The sequence below is a fragment of the Falsiroseomonas sp. CW058 genome (genome assembly GCF_050563535.1).
Lineage (GTDB): Bacteria > Pseudomonadota > Alphaproteobacteria > Acetobacterales > Acetobacteraceae > Falsiroseomonas.
In genome coordinates, this window is sequence record NZ_JBNXUO010000022.1 from 39,335 (window position 1) to 59,238 (window position 19,904).

A 19,904-nucleotide genomic window follows, 5' to 3' on the forward strand; every position below is an offset into this window, starting at 1 on the left:
AGACGTCAGCCGATGACCGATGCGCCACTTGCCGCGACCGCGGCCGGCAGCCTCCCCGGCCATGCACGGGCGCTGCGCTTCGCCGCCTTCGGCGCGCCGGAGATGCTGGCGGTGGAGCACCTGCCGCTGGCGCCCCCTGGCGCGGGGGAGGCGCTGGTCGCGGTGCATGCGGCGTCGGTCAACCCGTCGGACGTCAAGAACGTCGCCGGCCGGATGCGCCAGACCGTGCCGCCGCGCATCCCGGGGCGCGACTTCGCGGGCGTGGTGGCGGCGGGCCCTGCCGAATGGCTCGGCGCCGAGGTCTGGGGCACCGGCGGCGACATCGGCTTCACCCGCGACGGCAGCCATGCGGAGTATCTGCGCCTTCCCGTCGCCGCGCTGTCGCGCAAGCCCGCCGGCCTGTCCTTCGCGCAGGCGGGCGCGGTGGGCGTCAACTACGTCACCGCCTGGATCGGGCTCGACTACGCGCAGCTTGCGCCGGGCGAGACGCTGCTGGTGATCGGCGCGACCGGCGGCGTCGGCGGCGCCGCGGCCGTGATCGCCGCCGGCCGCGGCGCGCGCGTCATCGCCGCCTGCCGCGGCGCCGCGCCGGCCGATGCCCCGGCGCGGCGCGCCACCGGCGAGTTCATCGACCTGGCCGCCGAGGATCTCGGCGCGCGGGTCGCGGCGATGACCGGCGGCAAGGGCGTGGACGTCGTCTATGACTGCGTCGGCCGCCCCGACCTGACCGAGGCCGCGCTCGGCGCGCTCGCCTTCCGCGGGCGGCTGGTCGCCATCGCCGGCACGCCGGGCGAGCAGGTGCGCTTCGAGCTGATCCCCTTCTACCGCCGCGAATGCCGCATCCTCGGCGTCGACAGCCTGAAGCGGAGCGCGGCCGAATGCGCGCCCATGATGGACGCGCTGCGCGCGGGCTTCGAGAGCGGCGCCTACCCGCCCCCCGCCATCGCCGAGGCGCATCCGCTGGCGGATGGCGCGCGCGCCTTCGCCTCCGTCGCCCGCGGCACGCGCGGGCGCGTCGTCATCACCATGCGCTGAGGGGAGCACCGCCATGCCCGAAGGCCACGTCACCTACACCAGCGAGAACCTGACCGACGCCGTGCTCGGCCGCATCCGCCCGGATGCCGACCCGCGCGTGCAGAAGGTGATGACCGCGCTGATCCGCCACGTCCACGACTTCGTGCGCGAGGTGGAGCTGACGCCCGAGGAATGGGAGCAGGGCGTCGCCTTCCTGTCCGAGCTCGGCCGCTGGTGCGACGACAAGCGGCAGGAGGTGATCCTGCTGTCCGACATCCTCGGCGTCTCGATGCTGGTGGACGCCATCGCGCACCGCACCCATGCCTCGGTCAGCGAGACGACGGTGCTCGGCCCCTTCCACCGCGAGAACCCGCCGCCGATGCGCAACGGCGACGACATGTCCCCCGGCGTCCCCGGCGAGAGGCTGGAAGTGGAGGTGCGGGTCTGCGACGAGGGGGGCGCGCCGCTGGACGGCGCGCAGGTGGATGCCTGGCACACCTCGCCCGAGGGGTTCTACGACAGCCAGCTCGGCGACGAGCATAGCATGCGCGGCCGCTTCGTCACGGGTGCGGACGGCGTCGTCGCCTTCCACACGGTGATGCCGGCCAGCTACCCGGTGCCGCATGACGGGCCGGTGGGGCGCGTGCTGTCGGCCATGGGGCGCGGCCCGATGCGGCCGACGCATGTGCATTTCTGGATCAAGAAGCCGGGCTACCGCGACCTGATCACCCACATCTTCCGCGACGGCGACCCGTATCTGCACGAGGATGCGGTGTTCGGCGTGAAGGCGTCGCTCGTCACCGACTGGGACGCGCCGAAGCAGGAAGGCCGGCCCGCGAGGCTCACCTACGAATTCCGCATCCCGAAGCTGGAAGGCGCCGCCTGATGCTGTTCCTGATCCACTGCACGCAGAAGCCCGACGGCCAGGCCATCCGCGACGCGCATTACGACGCGCACCGCGCCTATCTCCAGGCAAGCCCGGTGGACATCAAGCTGGCCGGGCCGATGGTGGCGGACGACGGCGACCGGCGCATCGGCAGCGTCTTCATCGTGGACGTGCCCGACCGCGCGGCGGCCGAGGCGTTCAGCGCCGGCGACCCCTTCACCCGCAACGGCCTGTTCGAGCGCGTGCTGATCACCCGCTTCCTCGACATCACCCGCGGCCGGCCGGCCTTCGGCCCGGCGAAGGACTGAACGCGATGCGCCGCAAATACATCCTGACCTGCGCCGTCACCGGCAACATCACGACGCCCGAGCAGACGCCCCACCTGCCCATCACGCCCGAGCAGATCGCGAATGCCGCGATCGACGCCGCGAAGGCGGGCGCGGCCGTCGCGCACATCCATGTGCGCGACCCGGAGACGGGGCGGCCTTCCATGTCGCTCGACCTCTACCGCGACGTGGTGGACCGCATCCGCTCCTCCGGCACCGACGTGGTGATCAACCTGACGACCGGCCCGGGCGGCCGCTTCGTGCCGGACCGCGACAACCCGCGCAACGCCGCGCCCGGCAGCACGCTGCTGCCGCCGGACAGGCGGGTGGAGCACATCGTCGCGCTGAAGCCGGAGATCGCGACGCTCGACCTCAACACCATGTGGTCGGGCAGCGCCGTCGTCATCAACGCGCCCTGGTCGGTGACGCGCATGGCGGAACTGATCTATTCCGCCGGCACCATACCGGAGCTGGAGGTGTTCGACAGCGGCGACATCGGGCTGGCGAAGAACCTGATGGAGCAGGGCGTGCTGAAGGGCCCCTGCCTGTTCCAGGTCTGCATGGGCATCCGCTGGGGCTTCGACTGGGACCCGCAGACGCTGAACTACGCGAAGTCCATCATCCCCGCCGGCAGCCCCTGGGCCGCCTTCGCGATCGGCCGCATGGAATTCCCCATGCTGGCGCAGGCCTGGCTGCTGGGCGGGCATGTGCGCGTCGGGCTCGAGGACAACATCTACCTCAACAAGGGCGAACTCGCGACCAGCAACACCGTGCTGGTGGAACGCGCGGTCCGCATCCTGCGCGAATTCGGCGCCGAGCCGATGACGGCGGCGGAAGCGCGCGCCGAATTGTCGCAGGTCGGCGGGTGGTCGCGGTGAGCCGCGGCGTCCTGGTCGTCACCGGCGCGGGCCGCGGCATCGGGGCGGCCATCGCGAAGGCCGCGGCGGCCGATGGCTGGGCGGTCGCGGTGAACTACGCGCGCGACGCGGACAGCGCCGCGGCCACCGTCGCCGCGATCGAGGCGGCGGGCGGCACGGCGCGCGCGGTGCAGGCCGATGTGCAGGCGGAAGCCGGCATCGCCGCGCTGTTCGAGGCCGCGGACGCGATGGGCCCGCTGCGCGGCCTGGTGAACAATGCCGGCGGCAGCGCCGAGGCGCGGATCGCCGACATCGCGCAGGACGACTACGACCGCATGATGGACGGCAACCTGCGCCCCACCGTCTTCTGCTCGCGCGAGGCGGTGCGGCGCATGGCGACCGACCGCGGCGGGCAGGGGGGCGTCATCGTCAACATCGGCAGCCGCGCCAGCGTGCTCGGCGGGCAGCCGGGCCGGGTGATGTATGCCGCCGCCAAGGGCGCGGTGGACGGCTTCACGATGGGCCTCGCGAACGAGGTCGGCAGGCTCGGCATCCGCGTCGCCTGCATCCGCCCGGGCGTGATCCGCACCGACAGCCACGAGGCGCGGGCGGGGGCGGAACGGCTGCGGCAGATCACCGCGCCCATCGCGCTCGGCCGCCCCGGCGAGCCGGAGGAGGTGGCGAACCTCGCCGTCTTCCTGCTCTCGCCCGGCGCCTCCTACATGACCGGGGCGCTGGTGGACATCGGCGGCGGGCGATAGCCTTACGCATCGGCAACGGGAGAGGAAACATGATCCAGGACATGACGCGCCGCGGCCTGCTGGGCGCCGCGCTGGCCGCGCCCGCGCTGCTGCCGGCACCGGCCCGCGCGCAGGCCTATCCCAGCGGCACCGTCGCGCTGATCATCCCCTTCGCGCCCGGCGGGCCCACCGACGCGGTCGGGCGGATGCTGGCCGAGGCGATGAGCCGCGACCTCGGCGTCAACGTGGTGGCGGAGAACGTCACGGGCGGCGGCGGCACGATCGGCGTGAACCGCGTGGCGCAGTCGCGCCCCGACGGGCAGATGATCCTGCTGCACAACATCGGCATGGCGACCGCGGCGACGCTGTACCGCAGCCTGCCCTACAACCCGCTGACCTCCTTCGAGACGATCGGCCTGGTGACGCCGACGCCGATGGTCTGGATCACGCGGCCGGACTTCCCGGGCGAGGGCTTCGCCGACATGCTGCGCTTCGTGCGCGAGAACCGCGACCGGGTGAACCTGGCCAATGCCGGCCTCGGCTCCGCCAGCCAGCTCTGCGGCACGCTGCTGCAGGCGAGCCTCGGCGTCGGCGTCACCGCGGTGCAGTTCCGCGGGTCGGGCCCGGTCTTCCCGGAGCTGATGGGCGGGCGCATCGACATCTACTGCGACCAGACCACCAGCGCGATCCCTTTCATCCAGTCGCGCCAGGTGAAGCCGATGGCGGTCACCACCGCGGCGCCGCTGGCGCAGGTGCCGGGCGTGCCCACCGCCGGGCAGGCGGGGCTGCCGGGATTCGAGATCTCGATCTGGCACGGGCTATACGTCGCGCGCGGCACGCCGCGGCCGATCGTGGACCGCATCAACCTCGCGATGCGGAACGCGCTGAAGGACCCGCGCGTGGTCGGCCGCCTCAACGACCTCGGCAGCCCGCCGGAGCCGGAGGAGAGGCAGACGCCGGAGGCGCACCGCGCCCACCTTGCCGCCGAGATCGAGCGCTGGCGGCCGATCCTGCAGGCGGCGGGGCAGTTCGCGGACTGAGCCGCGGGACCGCGGCGTCAGCCCCCGCTGGCGGCGCGGTCCCGCGCAAGCTGTGCGAGGATGTCGGGCATACGCGCGGCGGCCCCGGCCGACAGCCTGTCGAACAGGCTGTCGCCCCGCGCGTCGATGCCGACGGTGACGGGGCCGAGCCCCTCGACCGCCAGCCGCACCAGCCGGTAATGCGCCACCAGGTCGTTCCAGGCGACCTGCCGCACCGCCCTGATCGCCGCCGAATGCAGCGGCGCGCCGCCGCCGAGGAACGACAGGTAGACGCAGCCCACCTCCCGCATCGCCTCGGCGCAGGCGGCGTCCAGCCCGCCCTTGCCGCCGACCGTGGTCAGGCCGAAATGCCGGATCAGCCTCGGCATCAACGGGTTGAAGCGCGTGCTGGTGGTGGGGTTCATGTAGAGCACCTCCAGCCCGCCATCCGCCGTGTCGCGGCTGTAGGAGCCGAGATGCAGCAGCGACCCGCCGCGCAGGTCGATCGGCGGGTCGCGCCCTTCCTCGGCGCAGGCCAGGATGCGCTGGTGCGTCGGCAGGCCGGCGGTGATGACGATCTCGCCGTCCAGCAGCACCATGTCGCCGGCGCGCAGGGACCGCGCATCGTCGCGCGACATCGGCATGCGGACCGTGCGGTAGGCGCCGGCGCTCATTCCAGCCACTCCACGCTGCCGTCGCCATGCAGCCGCGCCCGTGTACGGCGGTTGATCCAGCAGTTGAAGCAGACCGCGACCGGCGTGTAGCCGTGGCCGGCCGCGTAGTCGACGTGAACCGCCAGCGCCGTGGTGTCGCCGCCGGTGCCCATCGGGCCGAAGCCGGTGGCGTTCACGGCGCGGGTCAGCCTTTCCTCCATGGCGGCAAGGACGGGTTCGGGGTTTGTGGTGCCGATCCTGCGGTAGGTCGCCTTGCTGGCGATGCGCGCCGCCACGTCGAAGCTGCCGCCGATGCCGACCCCGATGATGACCGGCGGGCAGTGCTGCGACCCCGCCTGCATCACCACCTTCATCACGTATTCCTCGATCTGCGCGAGCGTCGGGAAGGAGAAGGTCTCGAGCGCGGCCCAGCGGCCCGAGCCCAGCGCCTTGGGCTGGCAGGCGATCTCGACATGGTCGGCCCCGCCCTCCACGTCCCAGGTGACGAGCGGCATGTCGCGGCCCTTGTAGCCGCGTTCGTTCGTCAGCGGGTTCGTCACATGCTTCAGCAGCGGCGGCGTGATGCGGCCCACCAGCTCGTCGAAGCCGTCCACGATGGCGGCCTTGATGTCGCCTTCCAGCCGCGCCGCGGTGCCGATGGTGACGTGGTAGACCGGCACCCCGGCATCCGAGCAGACGAAGCGGTCCGTCCGCTCGGCCCGCAGCGCGCTGCCGAGCATGATCTCCAGCACGCGCTGCGCGCCCTCATGCGTCTCCCGCGCGCGGGCGGCGCGGAGCGCGTCCTTCGTGTCCTCCGGGATGCGGCGGAGCGAGGCGCTGTAGAGCTCCGCCGTCAGCGCCTTCACGGCCTCATAGGTGATCGGCATGCCTGGCCGGCTTCCCTTCCCGCGCCGCGCGGCTACCCTGGCGCGGCGGGATCATAACGCGGAGGGGGGGACATGCCGCAAGCCGAGGCGCTGCTGACACTGACGCAACTGCCGGCGGACCTGCGCGCGGCGCTGGAGGGCGAGGGTTTTACCCTGCGGTCAATCGCGGAGGAGCCGCCCGGCCCCCTGCCGGGCTGGCGCATCGCCGTGGGCAGCGCCATGGCCGGCTGCGACGCCGCCACCTTCGCCCGCCTGCCCGACCTGCGGCTGCTGGCCAGCATGGGCACGGGGCTGGAGCGGATCGACCTGGATGCCGCCCGCGCCCGCGGCATCGCGGTGGCGAACACGCCCGACGTGCTGACCGAGGACACGGCGGATTTCGCCATCGCCCTGCTCTACGGCATCGCGCGGCAGGTGGTCTGGGCCGACCGTTTCGTGCGTGACGGGCGCTGGGCGAAGGAACGCCCGGCGCCCTCCACGCGGCTGTTCGGCAAGGCCTGCGGCGTCTTCGGCCTGGGGCGCATCGGCGCCGCGGTGGCGCGCCGCGCGCAGGGCATCGGCATGCGGGTGGCCTGGTCCGGCCCGCGCCCGAAGCCCGAAGCGCCCTGGCCGCATGTCCCGACCCTTGCGGAACTGGCGGAGCGGTCGGACGTGCTGGTCCTGTGCTGTCCCGGCGGCGAGGCGACGCGCGGCGTGGTGGATGCGGGGATCCTCCGCCGCCTCGGCCTCGCGGGTTTCCTGGTGAACATCGCCCGCGGCGAGGTGGTGGACGAGGAGGCGCTGGTCGCGGCCCTGCGGGACGGCACGATCCGCGGCGCCGCCACCGATGTCTTCCGCAGCGAACCCGTTCCCGACCCGCGGCTGCTGGACCTGCCGAACCTGGTGGTGGCGCCGCACTACGCCTCCATCACGCATGAGACGCGGGCGGACATCATCGGGATGATCCTGGGCGCGATCCGCGGCTTCCGCGCCGGCACGCCCTTCCACGACGCGACCCGCGCGCCGTAGTCTCCGCATCCAAGGACACCGAGGAAACCTCCATGACGATGCGGCTGCACTGGTCCCCGCGTTCCCCCTTCGTGCGCAAGGTGATGGTCGCGGCGCATGAGCTGGGGCTGGCGGACCGCATCCGCACCACGCGCACCGTCGTCGCCATGACCAAGCCGGCGCTGGACCTGCTGCCCGAGAATCCGCTCGGCAAGATCCCGACCCTGGTGCTGGAGGACGGGACGGTGCTCTACGACAGCACCGTCATCTGCGAATACCTCGACAGCCTGTCGGGCGCGCCGCGGCTGGTGCCCGCCTCGGGGCCCGCGCGCTGGGCCGAGCTGCGGCGCCACGCTCTGGCCAACGGTCTGCTCGACCTGCTGATCCTGTGGCGGAACGAGCGCGACAAGGCGCAGCCGCTGCCGGCGCTGCTGGATGCTTTCGCGCTGAAGACGCGCCACGCCCTGGCGGCGCTGGAGGCGGAGATCGACGCCATCGCGGCCGGCCCGCCCGGGCTCGCGCAGGTCACCATCGGCGTGCTTGGCGAGTATCTCGACTTCCGCTTCGGCGACCTCGACTGGCGGAAGGGGCATCCGCGGCTCGCGGCCTGGTGCGCGGACTTCTCGCGGCGGCCGTCGATGCGCGCCACCGCGATCGTGGACGCCTGACGGCGATGGCCGGCCCGCTGTCCCACATCCGCGTGCTCGACCTCGGCCGCATCATGGCGGCGCCCTGGGCGACGCAGGTCCTGGCCGATCTCGGCGCAGAGGTGATCAAGGTGGAACGGCCGGGCGCAGGCGACGACACGCGCGGCTGGGGCCCGCCCTTCCTGGCCGGGCGCGACGGGGCGCCGACGCGGGAATCGGGCTACTTCCTCTCGGTCAACCGCGGCAAGCGGTCCGTCACGCTCGACATCACGAAGCCGGAGGGGCAGGAGATCGCGCGGCGGCTGGCCGATGCGTCGGACGTGGTGATCGAGAACTTCAAGGTGGGCGCGCTGGCGCGCTACGGGCTGGACGCGGCCAGCCTGCGGGCGCGCAAGCCGTCGCTGGTCTACTGCTCCGTCACCGGCTTCGGGCAGGACGGGCCGCGCGCCGGGCAGGCGGCCTACGACTTCATGATCCAGGCCATGTGCGGGCTGATGAGCCTGACCGGGGAGGCGGACGGCGCGCCGCAGAAGGTGGGCGTGCCGATCATCGACCTGATGACGGGGATGTATGCCGCCGTCGGCATCCTCGCCGCGCTGGCGCGGCGCGCGGAGACGGGGCAGGGGGAGACGATCGACCTCGCGATGCTCGATGTGGGCGCGGGCATCCTGGCCAACCAGGCGATGAACTTCCTGGTCGGCGGCCGGGTGCCGCACCGCGCGGGCAACCGCCACCCGAACATCCAGCCGCAGGACGTCTTCCCCGCGGCCGATGGGCAGATCGTGCTGGCCGTCGGCAATGACGGGCAGTTCGCGAAGCTCTGCGAGGCGATCGGGCGGCCGGACTGGGCGGCCGACCCGCGCTTCGCCCGCAACGCCGACCGCGTGCGGAACGAGGCGGCGCTGGCGCCGCTGCTGGCCGCGCGCCTGCGCGACTTCACGCGGGCCGAGCTGAGCGCGAGGCTCGACGCGGCGGGCGTGCCCTGCGGGCCGATCAACGCCGTGCCCGACGTCCTCGCCGACCCGCAGCTGGTCCATCGCGGCCTGCTGTCGCGCCGCGCGCATCCGCTTGGCGAGGTGGCGATGGTCGCGGGCCCGATCCGCATGCAGGACGCGACGGCGGATGCGGATGCCGTCCCGCCGATGCTCGGCCAGCACACGGCGGAGGTGCTGGAGGCGATCGGCATCGGCGCCGGGGACCGCGCGCGCCTGGCCGCGGCAGGAGTGATCTGACATGCCCCGCATCCCGCTTCCCGCCACGCGCGACGACCTGGCCGAGGACGCCCAGCGCGAGGTGTGGGACCGCGTGGTCGCCGGCCCGCGCGGCGTGGTGGTCGGACCGCTGCGGGCGGCGATCCACAATGCCGAACTGGCGCGGAACTGGTCGGCGCTGGGCGAATCGCTGCGCTTCGGCACGAGCCTCGGCAAGCGACTGTCGGAACTCGCCATCATCGTCACCGGCCGGCGCTGGTCGGCGCAGGTGGAGTGGTTCGTCCATGCCCGCGTCGCGGCCGAGGCCGGGCTGGAAGCCGGGGTGATCGAGGCGATCCGCGATGGCCGCCCGCCGCGCTTCGCGCAACCCGACGACGCGCTGGTCTACGACTATGCCCGCCTGCTGCTGCAGGAAGGCGACGTGCCGGATGCCCTGCATGCGCGGGCCACCGCGCGCTTCGGCGTGAAGGGTGTGGTCGAGCTGACGGCGCTGGTCGGCTACTACTCCATGGTGGCGATGACGCTGAACGCGCATGGCGTGCCGCTGCCCGGCGATGCGCCGCCGCCCCTGGCGCCGCCGGCGCGCGGCCTGTTCACGCTGCCGCCGCCGGACGGCGCGGCATGACGGCGCGGGTCGCGGCACCCGCCGTCTCCGCACCGCGCCACGCGGTGCCGGCTGGCGCCTGCGACGCCCACGGCCATGTCTTCGATGCGCGCTTCCCGAACGGCCCGTCGCCCTATCCGCTGCCGCTGGCGGATCTCGCGGCGCATGCGGCGATGCGCGCCACGCTCGGCCTCGCGCGCGGGGTGCTGGTGCAGCCCGCGCCCTATGGCCGCGATCCTGCCTGCCTGCTGGACGCGCTGGCGCGGTCCGGCGGGGCGCTGCGCGGCGTGATGAGCGCCGATGCGGACGTCACCGACGCCGAGCTGGAATCCTGGCACGCCGCCGGCGTGCGCGGGCTGCGCTTCGTGGAGATGCGGGCACCGGGCGGCGGCGGGCGCTATCCCGGCAGCATCGGGGTGGAGGCTCTGCACGCGCTGGCGCCGCGGATGCGCGCGCTGGGCTGGTCGGCGCATCTCTGGGCCGCCGCGGCGCAGCTGCGGGACCTGCTGCCGGACCTCGTCGCGCTGCGGCTGCCGCTCGTGGTGGACCATCTCGGCATGCCCGCCGGCCCGGACGACCCGGATGCCGGCGTGCTGGCGGGTCATCTGCGGCACGACGATGTCTGGGTGAAGCTGACGCCCTGCCGGCTGCGCGCGCCGGAGGGCTATGACCGGCTGCGGCCGCTGCATGACCGGCTGGTGGCGGCCAACCCGGACCGGCTGCTCTGGGGGTCCGACTGGCCCTATGTGCGGATGGAGCCGGCGCCGGATGCGGGCGCGATGCTCGACCTCGCGCTGGGCTGGCTGGGCGATGCGGCGCTGGCGCGGCGGGTCCTGGTGGACAACCCGGCGCGGCTCTTCGGCTTCGACGACGGCAAGGAATGAGGGAGGACGCATGACGAGCATCACCCGCCGCGCGGCGCTGGCCGCCATGGCCGCCACGCCCTTCGCGGCAGCGGCGCAGGCGCCGGCCTTCCCGGACCAGCCGGTGCGCATGATCGTGCCCTTCGCCGCCGGCGGCCCCGCGGACATCATCGCCCGCGTCGTCTCCCGCGTGATGGGCGAGAGGCTGGGCCGGCCCGTGGTGGTGGAGCCGCGCGCCGGCGCGGGCGGCATGATCGGCGTGGACGCCGCCGCGAAGGCGCGGCCGGATGGGCACACGCTGGTCATGGCCAGCAGCGGCGCCATCGTCATCCTGCCGCATCTGCGCGCCACCATGCCGTACGACCCGCTGCGGGACCTGGCGCCGATCAGCCAGGTGCTCGGCGTGCCGCAGATCGTCTCCGTCGCGCCGGGGCTCGGCGTGCGGTCGCTGGCGGAGCTGGTGGCGATGGCGAAGGCGCGGCCCGGGCAGCTCGCCTTCGGCTCGGCCGGCATCGGCTCCTCGCTCCACATGGCGGGGGAGCTGCTGAAGATCCGCGCGGGCATCGACATCACCCATGTCCCCTATGGCGGCGCCGCGCCGGCGGTGACGGACCTGCTGGCCGGGCGCATCCAGATCCTGATGGCGGATGCGCCGGCGCTGATCGGCCAGGTGCGCGCGGGCGCGCTGCCGGCGCTGGCCGTCACCTCGGCCGAGCGGCTCGGCGTGCTGCCGGAGGTGCCGACCGCGGTGGAGGCCGGCGTGCCGGGGATGGTGAGCGAAACCTGGTACGGCCTGCTGGGCCCCGCCGGCATCCCGGCGGACCGTGTGGCGGCGCTGCATGCCGCGCTGGCGGCGGCGCTGGCGGATGCCGAGACGCGGCGGCAGCTGCTCGACCAGGGCGGGCGCATCGTGGGCAGCGCCCCCGCCGACTTCGCCGCCTTCATCCGGGAGACGCATGCGACCTGGGGCGAGGTGGTGCGCGCCACCGGCACGCGGCTGGAGTAGCGCCATGCACCGACGCGACCTGCTGGCCCTCGCCGCGCTGGCCCCCCTTGCCGCGGGCGCGCAGGAGGGCTGGGCCCCGACGCGGCCGATGCGCATGGTGGTGCCCTTCGCGCCCGGCGGCGCCGCGGACACCATCGGGCGGCTGCTGTCGGAGGCGCTGGCCGCCGCGCTCGGCCAGCCCGTGACGGTGGAGAACCGGCCCGGCGGCGGCACCACCATCGGCGCCGTCGCCGTGGCGCGGGCGGCGCCGGACGGGCACACGCTGCTCTACGCCACGCCGAACGTGCAGATCCTCAATCCGCACCTGATGCGGTCCCTGCCCTACGACCCGGCGGCGGATTTCACGCCGGTGGTCGCGGTGATGCGCGCGCCGAAGCTGCTGGTGGTGCGGCCCGACCACCCGGCGCGCGACGTCGCGGCGCTCGTCGCGCAGGCGCGCGGCGCGGCGGACCCGCCCAGCTACGGCAGCGCGGGCGTCGCCTCCTCCGGCCATCTCGCGGCGGCCATGCTGGGGCAGATGGCGGATGTGGAGCTGCTGCACGTCCCCTTCCGCGGCACCGCCCCCGCCGTGCAGGAAGTGATGGCCGGGCGCATCGACTTCATGATGGACAACATCGCCACGCTGCTGCCGCTGGTGCGGGAAGGGCGGCTGCGCGCGCTGGCCGTCAGCACCGCCGACCCCGCGGCCGCGGCGCCGGACCTGCCGCCCATCGCCCGCACCCTGCCGGGCTACCACGACGCCTCCTTCAACTACATCCTCGCCCCCGGCCGCACCCCGCCCGAGACCATCGCGCGGCTGAACCGGGAGCTGAACACCATCCTCGGGTCGCCAGCGATGCGCGCGCGCTTCGACGCGCTGGGGATCGAGGCGCTGGGCGGCACGCCGGAGGCGCTGGCCGCGATGGTGCGGGAGGAATCGGCCCGCTGGGGCCCGGTGATCGCAAGGGGAGGGATCCGCGCCGAATGAACACCACCCTGTCGCGCCGCGCGCTGCTGGCGGCGCCCGCGCTGGTGCCGGGACTGGCGCTGGCCCAGTCCTTCCCGAACCGCCCGCTGCGGATGATCTGCCCCTTCGCCGCCGGCGGGTCGGCCGATGCCAGCGCGCGGCAACTGGCCGAGCCGCTGTCCGCCGCGCTCGGCCAGCCGGTGGTGGTGGAGAACCGCCCCGGCGGCGGCGCCACCATCGGCGCGCAGCTGGTGGCGCGGGCGGCGCCGGACGGCCACACCCTGCTGTACGGCACGCCGGGCCCGCAGATCGTCAACCCGCACCTGATGCGGAGCGTGCCCTACGACCCGGAACGCGACTTCGCCCCCGTCTCCGCCTACAAGCGGGCGCCCAACCTGCTGGCGGTGCATCCCGGCCTGCCGGCGCGGAACCTGGCGGAGCTGATCGATCTGGCGAAGGCGCGGCCGGGGGCGCTGACCTTCGCCTCCTCCGGCATCGGGTCGTCGTCGCACCTGGCGGGGGAGATGCTGAAGTTCCTCGCGCGGGTCGACATCACCCATGTCCCCTATCGCGGCACCAGCCAGGCGATGACGGACCTGATGGCCGGCACGGTCGCCATGGCGCTCGACACGCTGTCGATCCTGCTGCCGCCGTCGCGCGCGGGGGCGCTGCGCGCGCTCGGCGTCACCACGCCGGGGCGCAGCGCGCTGGCGCCCGACCTGCCGGCGCTGGCCGAGACGCTGCCGGGCTTCGACGCAGCGCCCTTCAACTACATCGCCACCACCGGCGGCACGCCGCCCGCCATCGTCGCGCGGCTGAACGCGGCGGTCACCGGGATCCTGAACGACCCGGCCTACCGCGCCCGCATGGAGGCACTGGGCGAGGAGGCGACCCCATCCTCGCCCGAGGAACTGGCCGCGACCATCCGCGCCGAGAGCGCGCGCTGGAAGCAGGTGATCGAGGCAGCAGGGATCCGCGCCGAATGAGCGACGCCTACGAGACGCTGAAGCTGGAGGTCGCCGATTTCGTCGCGACCGTCACGCTGGACCGCCCGCCGGTGAACGCGCAGAACCGCGCGCTGAAGGAGGAACTGGTCCGCGCCTTCGACGAGCTGCACGACCGCGACGACGTGCGCGCGGTGGTGCTGACCGGCGCGGGCAAGGCCTTCAGCGCCGGCGCCGACCTGAAGGAAAGGCCGAACATCGCCGGCAATCCCGGCGCCTATCCGCGCCACAACCGGCTGACGCGGGCGTCCTTCGACTGCGTGATGGAATGCGGCAAGCCGGTGGTCGCCGCGGTGAACGGGCTGGCCATCGGCGCGGGCGCGGTGCTCGCGCTCTGCGCCGACATCATCCTGGTGGCGGAGGACGCCTATCTCTCGATGACGGAGGTCGATGTCGGGCTGGCCGGCGGCGTGCGGCATGTGCGCCGCCATTTCGGCGAATCCGACGCGCGGCTGATGATCTACACCGCGCGCCGCGTCACCGGGCCGGACCTGCTGCGGATGGGCGTCGCCTCGATGTGCCTGCCGCGCGGGGAATTGCTGGCCGCGGCCCAGGGCATCGGGCGGGAGATCGCGGCCAAGGTGCCGCTGGCGGTCCAGGCCGCCAAGCGCAGCTTCCAGGTCACCGAATACATGCCGTTGCACGAGGGCTACCGCTTCGAGCAGTCGCAGACCGCCGCGCTCGCCTCCACCGAGGACACGCAGGAAGCCTGGCGCGCCTTCGCCGAGAAGCGGAAGCCCGTCTTCAAGGGGCGCTGAACGCGGGGGCGGGCGGGGCTACCGCCCCGCCGCCTCCTCCTCCGCGATCGCCTCCAGCTCCGCCGTGCTCGCGACCAGAACGCGGCGCGCGTCGAGGATCTGCGGCGCCTGGTCGCGCAGCACCGCCCAGCGCGCCACCACGGCATCCAGCGCCGCGTCCAGCGACGCGAACCCCTCCTCCTCCGGCAGCGGACGTTCGCCGCGCCAGCGCAGCGTGACCGGGCCCTGTGCGCTCATCCCCGTGCTTCCCCGTCGTCCCGAATGGAGGACGCAGCATAGGGCCTTCCGGGGCGGCGGTGAATCCGGGCGGGTCGGCCATGCACGGAACGGGACGATCGGCCCGTTCTTTCCATTTGTCGCATGAGCCGGGCCGGGCTTATCTGCCCCCGTCGAGGGCGGCAGGATGACCGCCCATGCGGGAGAAACGATCGATGCTGTCCGGCCGCCGCGCCATCCTCGCCCTGCCCCTCCTCGCCGCGCTGCCGGCACGCGCGCAGGCGCCCTTCCCGACCCGGCCGGTGCGCATCGTCGTGTCCTTCACCGCCGGCGGCACCACGGACATCATCGCCCGCCTGGTCGGCGCGCAGCTTGAGCGGCGCTGGGGCCAGCCGGTGGTGATCGACAACCGCCCCGGCGCGGGCGGCAACATCGGCACGGCGCATGTCGCGCAGTCCCCGCCCGACGGCTACACGCTGCTGGTCGGCTCGGTCGGGCCGCTGGCGGTGAACGCCTCGCTCTACCGCAACCTGCCCTACGACCCGCGCCGCGACCTGGCCGCGATCACGCTGCTGGCGGGGGTGCCCAACGTGCTGATCGTCCGGCCGGACTTCCCGGCGCGCGACGTGGCGGCGCTGGTGGCGGAGGCGAAGCGGCGGCCGGGGCAGCTCTCCTACGCCTCGACCGGGGCGGGCACCTCCTCGCATCTGTCGGGCGTGATGCTGGACGGGATGGCGGGGATCGAGACGGTCCACGTCCCCTATCGCGGCGCCGTCGCGCTGAACGACATGCTGGCCGGGCGGGTGGACTTCATGTTCGCCACCATCCCCTCCGTCATCGAGCAGATCCGCGCCGGACGCTTCCGCGCCATGGCGGTGTCCTCCACCGCGCGGTCGCGCTCCCTGCCCGACGTGCCGACGATGGTGGAACTCGGCTATCCCGAATTCGACGCCTCCTCCTGGTTCGGGATGGTGGCGCCGGGGCGCACGCCGCCCGAGATCGTCAACCGCATCGCCGACGAGGTGCACGCCATCCTGCGCGACCCCGCGATCGAGCGGCAGATGGTCGAGCAGGGGGCGGACCCCGTGGGCAACGGCCCGCAGGCCTTCGCCGCCTTCATCGACCGCGAGATCAACCGCTGGGCCGCGATCGTCCGCGCCTCCGGCGCCACCCCCGAGTAAGGAGCACACCGCCATGCCCGAATCCCTGGGCGACCGCTTCCGCATCCCCTCGCTCCGCGACCGCGTGACGGCGGAGGAATGGCAGGCGCGCATCGACCTTGCCGCCTGCTACCGGCTGATGGAGATCTACGGCATGTCGGACATGGGGGCGAACCACGTCTCCCTCGCCGTGCCGGGGGAGGAGGGCGCCTTCCTCATCAATTCCTACGGCATGCTCTACGAGGAGATCACCGCCTCCTCCCTCCAGAAGATCGACATCCACGGCAACGTGCTGCTGAAGCCGGACTTCCCGGATGGGCTGAACTACGGCGTGAACCGCGCGGGCTTCGTCATCCACGGCGCGATCCACGCGGCGAAGCCCGAGATCAAGTGCGTGATCCACACGCATACCTGGCCGGGCATGGCCGTCAGCTCGCTGGAATGCGGGCTGCTGCCGATGAACCAGACCTCGATGCGCTTCGCCAGGGTCGGCTACCACGACTACGAAGGCGTGGTGCTGGACCTGTCCATGCAGGAGAAGTTGGTGCGCGACCTCGGCGACTATCCGGCGCTGGTGCTGCGGAACCACGGGCTGCTGACGGTGGGCCGCACGATCGGCGAGGCCTTCAACTGGATGCACCGCATGGAGCTGTCCTGCAAGGCGCAGCTCGCCGCGCAGGCCACCGGCCAGAAGATCGTCGAGGTGCCGGCCAAGGTGGTGGAGGAGACCTGGAACAACTACCAGCCCGGCACACGCCGCCCCTATGGCGTGATGGAATGGGCCGCGCTGCTGCGGAAGCTGGACCGGCTGGATCCGTCCTACCGTGACTGACGGCGCCTGGGCGGTCGCGCTCGGCAGCTATCCGCACACGGCGCGGCTGATCGCGGGGGAGGTCGCCTCCCCCGCCCTGCCGCTGGCGTTCGAGAGGGTGGCGCCGATCAGCAAGGCCTTCGCGCCGATGGTGCGCGAGGCCCGCTTCGACGCCAGCGAGATGGCGATCGCCACCTTCCTGATGGCGCGCGCCTGGGACAAGCCGCTGGTGCTGCTGCCCGCCGTCGTCGCGCGGCGCTTCCAGGAAGGCTCCATGCTCTGCCGCGCCGACGGGCCCGTGCGGCGGCCCGAGGACCTGGCGGGCCGCCGCATCGGCGTGCGCGCCTACAGCCAGACCACGGGGATGTGGCTGCGCGGCGTGCTGGCGGAGGCGCATGGCGTGCGTTCCCAGGACTGCCGCTGGGTGACCTTCGAGGACGCGCATGTCCCCGAATACCGCGACCCGCCCTGGGCGGAACGCGCGGCGAAGGGCGCGGACATGCTGGCGATGCTGAAGGCCGGCGAGCTGGATGCGGCGATCTTCGGGAACGACGTGCCGGCCGACCCGGCGCTGCGCACCGTCTGGCCGGACGTGCCCGCCGCCGGCCGCGCCTTCCAGGCCCGCCACGGCTTCGAGCCGGTGAACCACCTGGTGGTGGTTCGGCGGGAGCATGCGGAGCGGTCGCCCGCGAGGGTGGCGGAACTGCTGCGCCTGCTGCGGGAGGCCGGGGTGCCGGCCCTCACCCGCGCGGACCTCGCCCCCGCGCTCGGCCTGGCCGCGCGCTGGTGCGCCGACCAGGGCCTGCTGCCGGGCCCGATGGCGCCGGAGCAGGCCTGGGCCGGGCTGCCGGAGGGGATCGGCTGATCCCCCCCGCGCCGCGTCAGGACTGGGACTTCAGGTAGGCGATCACGTCATTGAGCTGCTGCGGGTTGCGGAGCCCCGGGAAGGCCATGCTGCCCTGCGGCACCAGATCCTTCGGGTTGGCGAGGTAGCGGCGCAGATTCGCCTCGTCCCAGGTCAGGCCGCCTTCCGCGAGCTGCCGGAGATTGGCCGAGTAGCGGAAGTTCTCGATCCGCGCGGCGCGCTGGCCGACCACACCGTGCAGGTTCGGCCCGACGCCGCTGCGGCCGCCCTGGTCGATCGTGTGGCAGGCACGGCACTGGTTGAAGACGCGCTGGCCGGCGGCGGGGTCGCCGGCTTCCTGCGCCTGGGCGGCCAGGGGCGACAGGGCCAGGGTCGCGGCGAAGGCCAGAACAAGACGACGCATCAGGTCACTCCTCCAGGAGATGGATCAAAGGCACCCGCTCAGCCCCCCTGCGCTGCGTGGCGCAGGGCCTTCTTGTCCCGGCGGGCGGGAGATGGCGGCACCCCCGGGGAGTGCAAGCCTTCGCCAGGAACGCCGGCCCGGCCGCTTCGTTGGCCCGGTATGGCAATTCTTCGTGGCAAGGCCGGGCCGGACGCGTGGCGGGACGGTGACGCATGATGCGGGGGGCGGGCGCGACCCCGCTCGCTGCCGGCGCCGCGCTGCTCGTCCTGCTCGGCGTCGCGCTGACCGGCGACCTGTCGCCGGGCGGGATGCTGCGCTGGTACCTCGGCCTCGGGCGGCCCTGGTGGCAGCCGCCGGACTGGGTGGTGCCGATCGTCTGGGGCGCGATCTATGTGCTGATCTTCCTGGCCGCCCGCCGGGCATGGCGGGCGGCGCCGGACCGGCGGCGGGGGCTGGCCCTCGCGCTCGGCGCGAACCTGTTCCTCAACTTCCTCTGGCCGCTGCTGTTCTTCGCGCATCGCCGCCCCGACTGGGCCCTGCCGGAAGCCGCGATGCTGACGCTGTCGGTGCCGGTGCTGATGCTGGCGGTGGGACGCCGCGCGCCGGGGGCGGGGTGGTGGCTGCTGCCCTATCTGCTCTGGACGGGCTTCGCCACGGCGTTGAATCTCTCCCTGGTCAGGATCAACGCACCTTTCCCGTGAGGCGCCGTGGAGGAGTTCTTCGCAAGCGGCCGCGCCGCCGACCTGGTGCTGCTGGTGATGGCGGCGGAGGCGGCGCTGCTGCTGGCCTGGCGGCGCCGCAGCGGGCGCGGGCCATCGCCCGGCGCCGTGATGGCGCTGGTGCTGCCGGGCGCGGCGCTGGTGCTGGCGCTCCGCGTCGCGCTGACCGGCGGCTGGTGGGGCTGGGTCGCGCTCTGCCTGCTCGCGGCACTGGCCGCGCATCTGGCCGATCTCCGCGGGCGGTGGCGGGGCTGAGGCGCCGCCCCTAGCCGAAGATGTCGGCCGGGGCGTCGCCGCGCAGGCTCTCGCCCAGTTCGCGCCCGATGCGCGCCGCATCGGCGGCGGCGCCCGTGACATGGCGCTTCAGCAGGAAGCTGCCATCCGCCCGCGCCACCAGCCCCGTCAACCGCATCAGCCCGTCGCCGAGCAGCCGCGCATGTCCACCGATCGGCGTGCGGCAGGACCCGTCCAGCTCCGACAGCAGGGCGCGTTCGGCGGCGCTGGCCGCGGCCGACTCGCGGTCCTCGATGATCGACAGCATCTCGCGCAGCTCGACATCGTCCGCGCGCACGGTCACGCCGATGACGCCCTGGCACGCGGCGGGCACCATCACCTCGGCATCCAGCGCCACCGCCGCCTCGTGCTCCATCTCCAGCCGGCGGAGGCCCGCGAGCGCGAGGAGGGACGCCTCCGGCCCGCCCTCGGCCCGCACCTTCCGCAGCCGCGCGCCGACATTGCCGCGGATGATCTCCACCCGCAGGTCGGGCCGCGCATGCAGCAGCTGCGACTGCCGCCGGACGGAGGCGGTGCCGACCAGCGCGCCGCGCGGCAGGCAGGCATAGGGGTCGTCCGGCGCGGCGCCGCCGCAGGTCGGCCCGGTGACCAGCGCGTCGCGCGGATCCTCGCGCCGCAGCGTGCAGGCCAGCACGATGCCGGGCGGCAGTTCGGTCTCGAGGTCCTTCAGGCTGTGGACGGCGAAGTCCACGCGGCCGTCGGACAGGGCCTCGTGGATTTCCTTCGCGAACAGCCCCTTGCCGCCGATGTCGGCCAGCGGCCTGTCCTGCACCCGGTCGCCGGAGGTGGCGATCACATGCTCCTCGAAGGCCTCCACCTCCCGCAGCAGCGGGCAGACGCGGGTGATGAGGTCGAGGAAGTGGCGCGTCTGCCAGAGCGCGAGCGGCGAGCCGCGGGTGCCGACCTTCAGGGGCAGCGTGCGGGTCGAGCCCCCGCGCTGCCGGTGGGCGCCACCCTGGGGGCGCAGCCTCTGCTGCGTCTGGTCGAGCGAGGACAGTTTCATTCGGCGAAGGCTCCGGGGGTGGCGG

General features: G+C 73.7%; 25 protein-coding genes. 20 read left to right on the plus strand and 5 right to left on the minus strand.

From position 1 onward, the window contains the following. Positions 1-12 precede the first annotated feature (12 nt). Genes ACK8OX_RS17255 through ACK8OX_RS17280 form a run of 6 tightly spaced genes read left to right on the plus strand, consistent with a single transcriptional unit; the run spans position 13 to position 4,863 of the window. Positions 13-1,035 carry a quinone oxidoreductase family protein gene (locus ACK8OX_RS17255; RefSeq protein WP_430665464.1) on the plus strand — a complete coding sequence of 341 codons (1,023 nt, stop codon included), beginning with the start codon at positions 13-15 and terminating at the stop codon, positions 1,033-1,035. Positions 1,036-1,048: 13 nt separating this feature from the next. Continuing rightward, positions 1,049-1,900, plus strand: a complete 852-nt coding sequence (locus tag ACK8OX_RS17260) for a dioxygenase (protein WP_430665465.1) — start codon at positions 1,049-1,051, stop codon at positions 1,898-1,900. Then, the gene (locus tag ACK8OX_RS17265) at positions 1,900-2,208 is read left to right on the plus strand and encodes a YciI family protein (protein ID WP_430665466.1); all 309 of its coding nucleotides are present in this window, start codon (positions 1,900-1,902) and stop codon (positions 2,206-2,208) included. The genes ACK8OX_RS17260 and ACK8OX_RS17265 overlap by 1 nt, the downstream gene beginning before the upstream one ends. A gap of 5 nt (positions 2,209-2,213) precedes the next feature. Continuing rightward, a complete protein-coding gene (locus tag ACK8OX_RS17270) occupies positions 2,214-3,104 on the plus strand; it encodes a 3-keto-5-aminohexanoate cleavage protein (RefSeq protein WP_430665467.1) in 891 nt (296 codons plus the stop codon). Further along, positions 3,101-3,844: an SDR family NAD(P)-dependent oxidoreductase gene (locus tag ACK8OX_RS17275; RefSeq protein ID WP_430665468.1), complete on the plus strand. Its 744-nt coding sequence runs from the start codon at positions 3,101-3,103 to the stop codon at positions 3,842-3,844. Before ACK8OX_RS17270 ends, ACK8OX_RS17275 begins: the two co-directional genes overlap by 4 nt. A gap of 29 nt (positions 3,845-3,873) precedes the next feature. Beyond that, positions 3,874-4,863 (plus strand): tripartite tricarboxylate transporter substrate-binding protein, encoded by a 990-nt coding sequence (locus ACK8OX_RS17280; protein WP_430665469.1) that lies wholly within the window; start codon positions 3,874-3,876, stop codon positions 4,861-4,863. 17 nt (positions 4,864-4,880) lie between these two features. Here the strand turns inward: ACK8OX_RS17280 and ACK8OX_RS17285 are convergent, their stop codons facing one another. Continuing rightward, a complete protein-coding gene (locus ACK8OX_RS17285; RefSeq protein ID WP_430665470.1) occupies positions 4,881-5,516 on the minus strand; it encodes a fumarate hydratase C-terminal domain-containing protein in 636 nt (211 codons plus the stop codon). Next, positions 5,513-6,382 (minus strand): fumarate hydratase, encoded by an 870-nt coding sequence (locus ACK8OX_RS17290; protein ID WP_430665471.1) that lies wholly within the window; start codon positions 6,380-6,382, stop codon positions 5,513-5,515. Before ACK8OX_RS17290 ends, ACK8OX_RS17285 begins: the two co-directional genes overlap by 4 nt. 72 nt (positions 6,383-6,454) lie before the next feature. On the opposite strand from ACK8OX_RS17290, the gene ACK8OX_RS17295 reads away from it, so the two are divergent. From ACK8OX_RS17295 to ACK8OX_RS17335, 9 genes are read left to right on the plus strand one after another with little or no spacing between them, the layout of a single operon-like run. Beyond that, positions 6,455-7,390, plus strand: a complete 936-nt coding sequence (locus ACK8OX_RS17295) for a 2-hydroxyacid dehydrogenase (RefSeq protein WP_430665472.1) — start codon at positions 6,455-6,457, stop codon at positions 7,388-7,390. A 32-nt stretch (positions 7,391-7,422) separates the two neighbouring features. Further along, complete coding sequence (locus ACK8OX_RS17300; protein ID WP_430665473.1) at positions 7,423-8,037, plus strand: glutathione S-transferase family protein; 615 nt, start codon at positions 7,423-7,425, stop codon at positions 8,035-8,037. A 5-nt stretch (positions 8,038-8,042) separates the two neighbouring features. Continuing rightward, complete coding sequence (locus ACK8OX_RS17305) at positions 8,043-9,248, plus strand: CaiB/BaiF CoA transferase family protein (protein ID WP_430665474.1); 1,206 nt, start codon at positions 8,043-8,045, stop codon at positions 9,246-9,248. A gap of 1 nt (position 9,249) precedes the next feature. Next, positions 9,250-9,852 carry a carboxymuconolactone decarboxylase family protein gene (locus ACK8OX_RS17310; protein WP_430665475.1) on the plus strand — a complete coding sequence of 201 codons (603 nt, stop codon included), beginning with the start codon at positions 9,250-9,252 and terminating at the stop codon, positions 9,850-9,852. Continuing rightward, positions 9,849-10,715, plus strand: coding sequence for an amidohydrolase family protein (locus ACK8OX_RS17315; protein ID WP_430665476.1), 867 nt, complete (start codon positions 9,849-9,851; stop codon positions 10,713-10,715). The genes ACK8OX_RS17310 and ACK8OX_RS17315 overlap by 4 nt, the downstream gene beginning before the upstream one ends. A 10-nt stretch (positions 10,716-10,725) precedes the next feature. Next, positions 10,726-11,700 (plus strand): Bug family tripartite tricarboxylate transporter substrate binding protein, encoded by a 975-nt coding sequence (locus tag ACK8OX_RS17320; protein ID WP_430665477.1) that lies wholly within the window; start codon positions 10,726-10,728, stop codon positions 11,698-11,700. 4 nt (positions 11,701-11,704) lie between these two features. After that, positions 11,705-12,667, plus strand: a complete 963-nt coding sequence (locus ACK8OX_RS17325; RefSeq protein ID WP_430665478.1) for a tripartite tricarboxylate transporter substrate-binding protein — start codon at positions 11,705-11,707, stop codon at positions 12,665-12,667. Continuing rightward, complete coding sequence (locus ACK8OX_RS17330; RefSeq protein ID WP_430665479.1) at positions 12,664-13,632, plus strand: Bug family tripartite tricarboxylate transporter substrate binding protein; 969 nt, start codon at positions 12,664-12,666, stop codon at positions 13,630-13,632. The genes ACK8OX_RS17325 and ACK8OX_RS17330 overlap by 4 nt, the downstream gene beginning before the upstream one ends. Continuing rightward, positions 13,629-14,408 carry an enoyl-CoA hydratase/isomerase family protein gene (locus ACK8OX_RS17335; protein WP_430665480.1) on the plus strand — a complete coding sequence of 260 codons (780 nt, stop codon included), beginning with the start codon at positions 13,629-13,631 and terminating at the stop codon, positions 14,406-14,408. The genes ACK8OX_RS17330 and ACK8OX_RS17335 overlap by 4 nt, the downstream gene beginning before the upstream one ends. Positions 14,409-14,426: 18 nt before the next feature. Here ACK8OX_RS17335 and ACK8OX_RS17340 read toward each other — a convergent pair whose 3' ends face one another. Next, the gene (locus ACK8OX_RS17340) at positions 14,427-14,645 is read right to left on the minus strand and encodes a hypothetical protein (RefSeq protein ID WP_430665481.1); all 219 of its coding nucleotides are present in this window, start codon (positions 14,643-14,645) and stop codon (positions 14,427-14,429) included. A gap of 176 nt (positions 14,646-14,821) precedes the next feature. Between ACK8OX_RS17340 and ACK8OX_RS17345 the strand changes: the two genes are divergently transcribed. From ACK8OX_RS17345 to ACK8OX_RS17355, 3 genes are read left to right on the plus strand one after another with little or no spacing between them, the layout of a single operon-like run. Further along, complete coding sequence (locus tag ACK8OX_RS17345; protein ID WP_430665482.1) at positions 14,822-15,805, plus strand: Bug family tripartite tricarboxylate transporter substrate binding protein; 984 nt, start codon at positions 14,822-14,824, stop codon at positions 15,803-15,805. A gap of 13 nt (positions 15,806-15,818) precedes the next feature. Continuing rightward, the gene (locus ACK8OX_RS17350) at positions 15,819-16,616 is read left to right on the plus strand and encodes a class II aldolase/adducin family protein (RefSeq protein ID WP_430665483.1); all 798 of its coding nucleotides are present in this window, start codon (positions 15,819-15,821) and stop codon (positions 16,614-16,616) included. Beyond that, positions 16,609-17,460 (plus strand): ABC transporter substrate-binding protein, encoded by an 852-nt coding sequence (locus tag ACK8OX_RS17355; protein WP_430665484.1) that lies wholly within the window; start codon positions 16,609-16,611, stop codon positions 17,458-17,460. Before ACK8OX_RS17350 ends, ACK8OX_RS17355 begins: the two co-directional genes overlap by 8 nt. 16 nt (positions 17,461-17,476) lie before the next feature. Here the strand turns inward: ACK8OX_RS17355 and ACK8OX_RS17360 are convergent, their stop codons facing one another. Next, positions 17,477-17,863 carry a c-type cytochrome gene (locus ACK8OX_RS17360; protein WP_430665485.1) on the minus strand — a complete coding sequence of 129 codons (387 nt, stop codon included), beginning with the start codon at positions 17,861-17,863 and terminating at the stop codon, positions 17,477-17,479. A gap of 212 nt (positions 17,864-18,075) precedes the next feature. On the opposite strand from ACK8OX_RS17360, the gene ACK8OX_RS17365 reads away from it, so the two are divergent. Together ACK8OX_RS17365 and ACK8OX_RS17370 are read left to right on the plus strand one after the other, a co-directional pair. Further along, positions 18,076-18,564 (plus strand): TspO/MBR family protein, encoded by a 489-nt coding sequence (locus tag ACK8OX_RS17365; protein ID WP_430665486.1) that lies wholly within the window; start codon positions 18,076-18,078, stop codon positions 18,562-18,564. A 6-nt stretch (positions 18,565-18,570) separates the two neighbouring features. Continuing rightward, positions 18,571-18,837 carry a hypothetical protein gene (locus ACK8OX_RS17370; protein WP_430665487.1) on the plus strand — a complete coding sequence of 89 codons (267 nt, stop codon included), beginning with the start codon at positions 18,571-18,573 and terminating at the stop codon, positions 18,835-18,837. Between the two features lie 10 nt (positions 18,838-18,847). On the opposite strand, the gene hemC is transcribed toward ACK8OX_RS17370, so the two are convergent. Further along, positions 18,848-19,879 carry a hydroxymethylbilane synthase gene (gene hemC / locus ACK8OX_RS17375; protein ID WP_430665488.1) on the minus strand — a complete coding sequence of 344 codons (1,032 nt, stop codon included), beginning with the start codon at positions 19,877-19,879 and terminating at the stop codon, positions 18,848-18,850. Between the last annotated feature and the right edge of the window lie 25 nt (positions 19,880-19,904).

Coding starts and splice junctions, on each gene's coding strand:
- ACK8OX_RS17255 (WP_430665464.1), top strand. CDS start 13: ATGACCGATGCGCCACTTGCCGCGACCGCGGCCGGCAGCCTCCCCGGC.
- ACK8OX_RS17260 (WP_430665465.1), top strand. CDS start 1,049: ATGCCCGAAGGCCACGTCACCTACACCAGCGAGAACCTGACCGACGCC.
- ACK8OX_RS17265 (WP_430665466.1), top strand. CDS start 1,900: ATGCTGTTCCTGATCCACTGCACGCAGAAGCCCGACGGCCAGGCCATC.
- ACK8OX_RS17270 (WP_430665467.1), top strand. CDS start 2,214: ATGCGCCGCAAATACATCCTGACCTGCGCCGTCACCGGCAACATCACG.
- ACK8OX_RS17280 (WP_430665469.1), top strand. CDS start 3,874: ATGATCCAGGACATGACGCGCCGCGGCCTGCTGGGCGCCGCGCTGGCC.
- ACK8OX_RS17285 (WP_430665470.1), bottom strand. CDS start 5,516: ATGAGCGCCGGCGCCTACCGCACGGTCCGCATGCCGATGTCGCGCGAC.
- ACK8OX_RS17290 (WP_430665471.1), bottom strand. CDS start 6,382: ATGCCGATCACCTATGAGGCCGTGAAGGCGCTGACGGCGGAGCTCTAC.
- ACK8OX_RS17295 (WP_430665472.1), top strand. CDS start 6,455: ATGCCGCAAGCCGAGGCGCTGCTGACACTGACGCAACTGCCGGCGGAC.
- ACK8OX_RS17300 (WP_430665473.1), top strand. CDS start 7,423: ATGACGATGCGGCTGCACTGGTCCCCGCGTTCCCCCTTCGTGCGCAAG.
- ACK8OX_RS17305 (WP_430665474.1), top strand. CDS start 8,043: ATGGCCGGCCCGCTGTCCCACATCCGCGTGCTCGACCTCGGCCGCATC.
- ACK8OX_RS17310 (WP_430665475.1), top strand. CDS start 9,250: ATGCCCCGCATCCCGCTTCCCGCCACGCGCGACGACCTGGCCGAGGAC.
- ACK8OX_RS17315 (WP_430665476.1), top strand. CDS start 9,849: ATGACGGCGCGGGTCGCGGCACCCGCCGTCTCCGCACCGCGCCACGCG.
- ACK8OX_RS17320 (WP_430665477.1), top strand. CDS start 10,726: ATGACGAGCATCACCCGCCGCGCGGCGCTGGCCGCCATGGCCGCCACG.
- ACK8OX_RS17325 (WP_430665478.1), top strand. CDS start 11,705: ATGCACCGACGCGACCTGCTGGCCCTCGCCGCGCTGGCCCCCCTTGCC.
- ACK8OX_RS17330 (WP_430665479.1), top strand. CDS start 12,664: ATGAACACCACCCTGTCGCGCCGCGCGCTGCTGGCGGCGCCCGCGCTG.
- ACK8OX_RS17335 (WP_430665480.1), top strand. CDS start 13,629: ATGAGCGACGCCTACGAGACGCTGAAGCTGGAGGTCGCCGATTTCGTC.
- ACK8OX_RS17340 (WP_430665481.1), bottom strand. CDS start 14,645: ATGAGCGCACAGGGCCCGGTCACGCTGCGCTGGCGCGGCGAACGTCCG.
- ACK8OX_RS17345 (WP_430665482.1), top strand. CDS start 14,822: ATGCGGGAGAAACGATCGATGCTGTCCGGCCGCCGCGCCATCCTCGCC.
- ACK8OX_RS17350 (WP_430665483.1), top strand. CDS start 15,819: ATGCCCGAATCCCTGGGCGACCGCTTCCGCATCCCCTCGCTCCGCGAC.
- ACK8OX_RS17360 (WP_430665485.1), bottom strand. CDS start 17,863: ATGCGTCGTCTTGTTCTGGCCTTCGCCGCGACCCTGGCCCTGTCGCCC.
- ACK8OX_RS17365 (WP_430665486.1), top strand. CDS start 18,076: ATGATGCGGGGGGCGGGCGCGACCCCGCTCGCTGCCGGCGCCGCGCTG.
- hemC (WP_430665488.1), bottom strand. CDS start 19,879: ATGAAACTGTCCTCGCTCGACCAGACGCAGCAGAGGCTGCGCCCCCAG.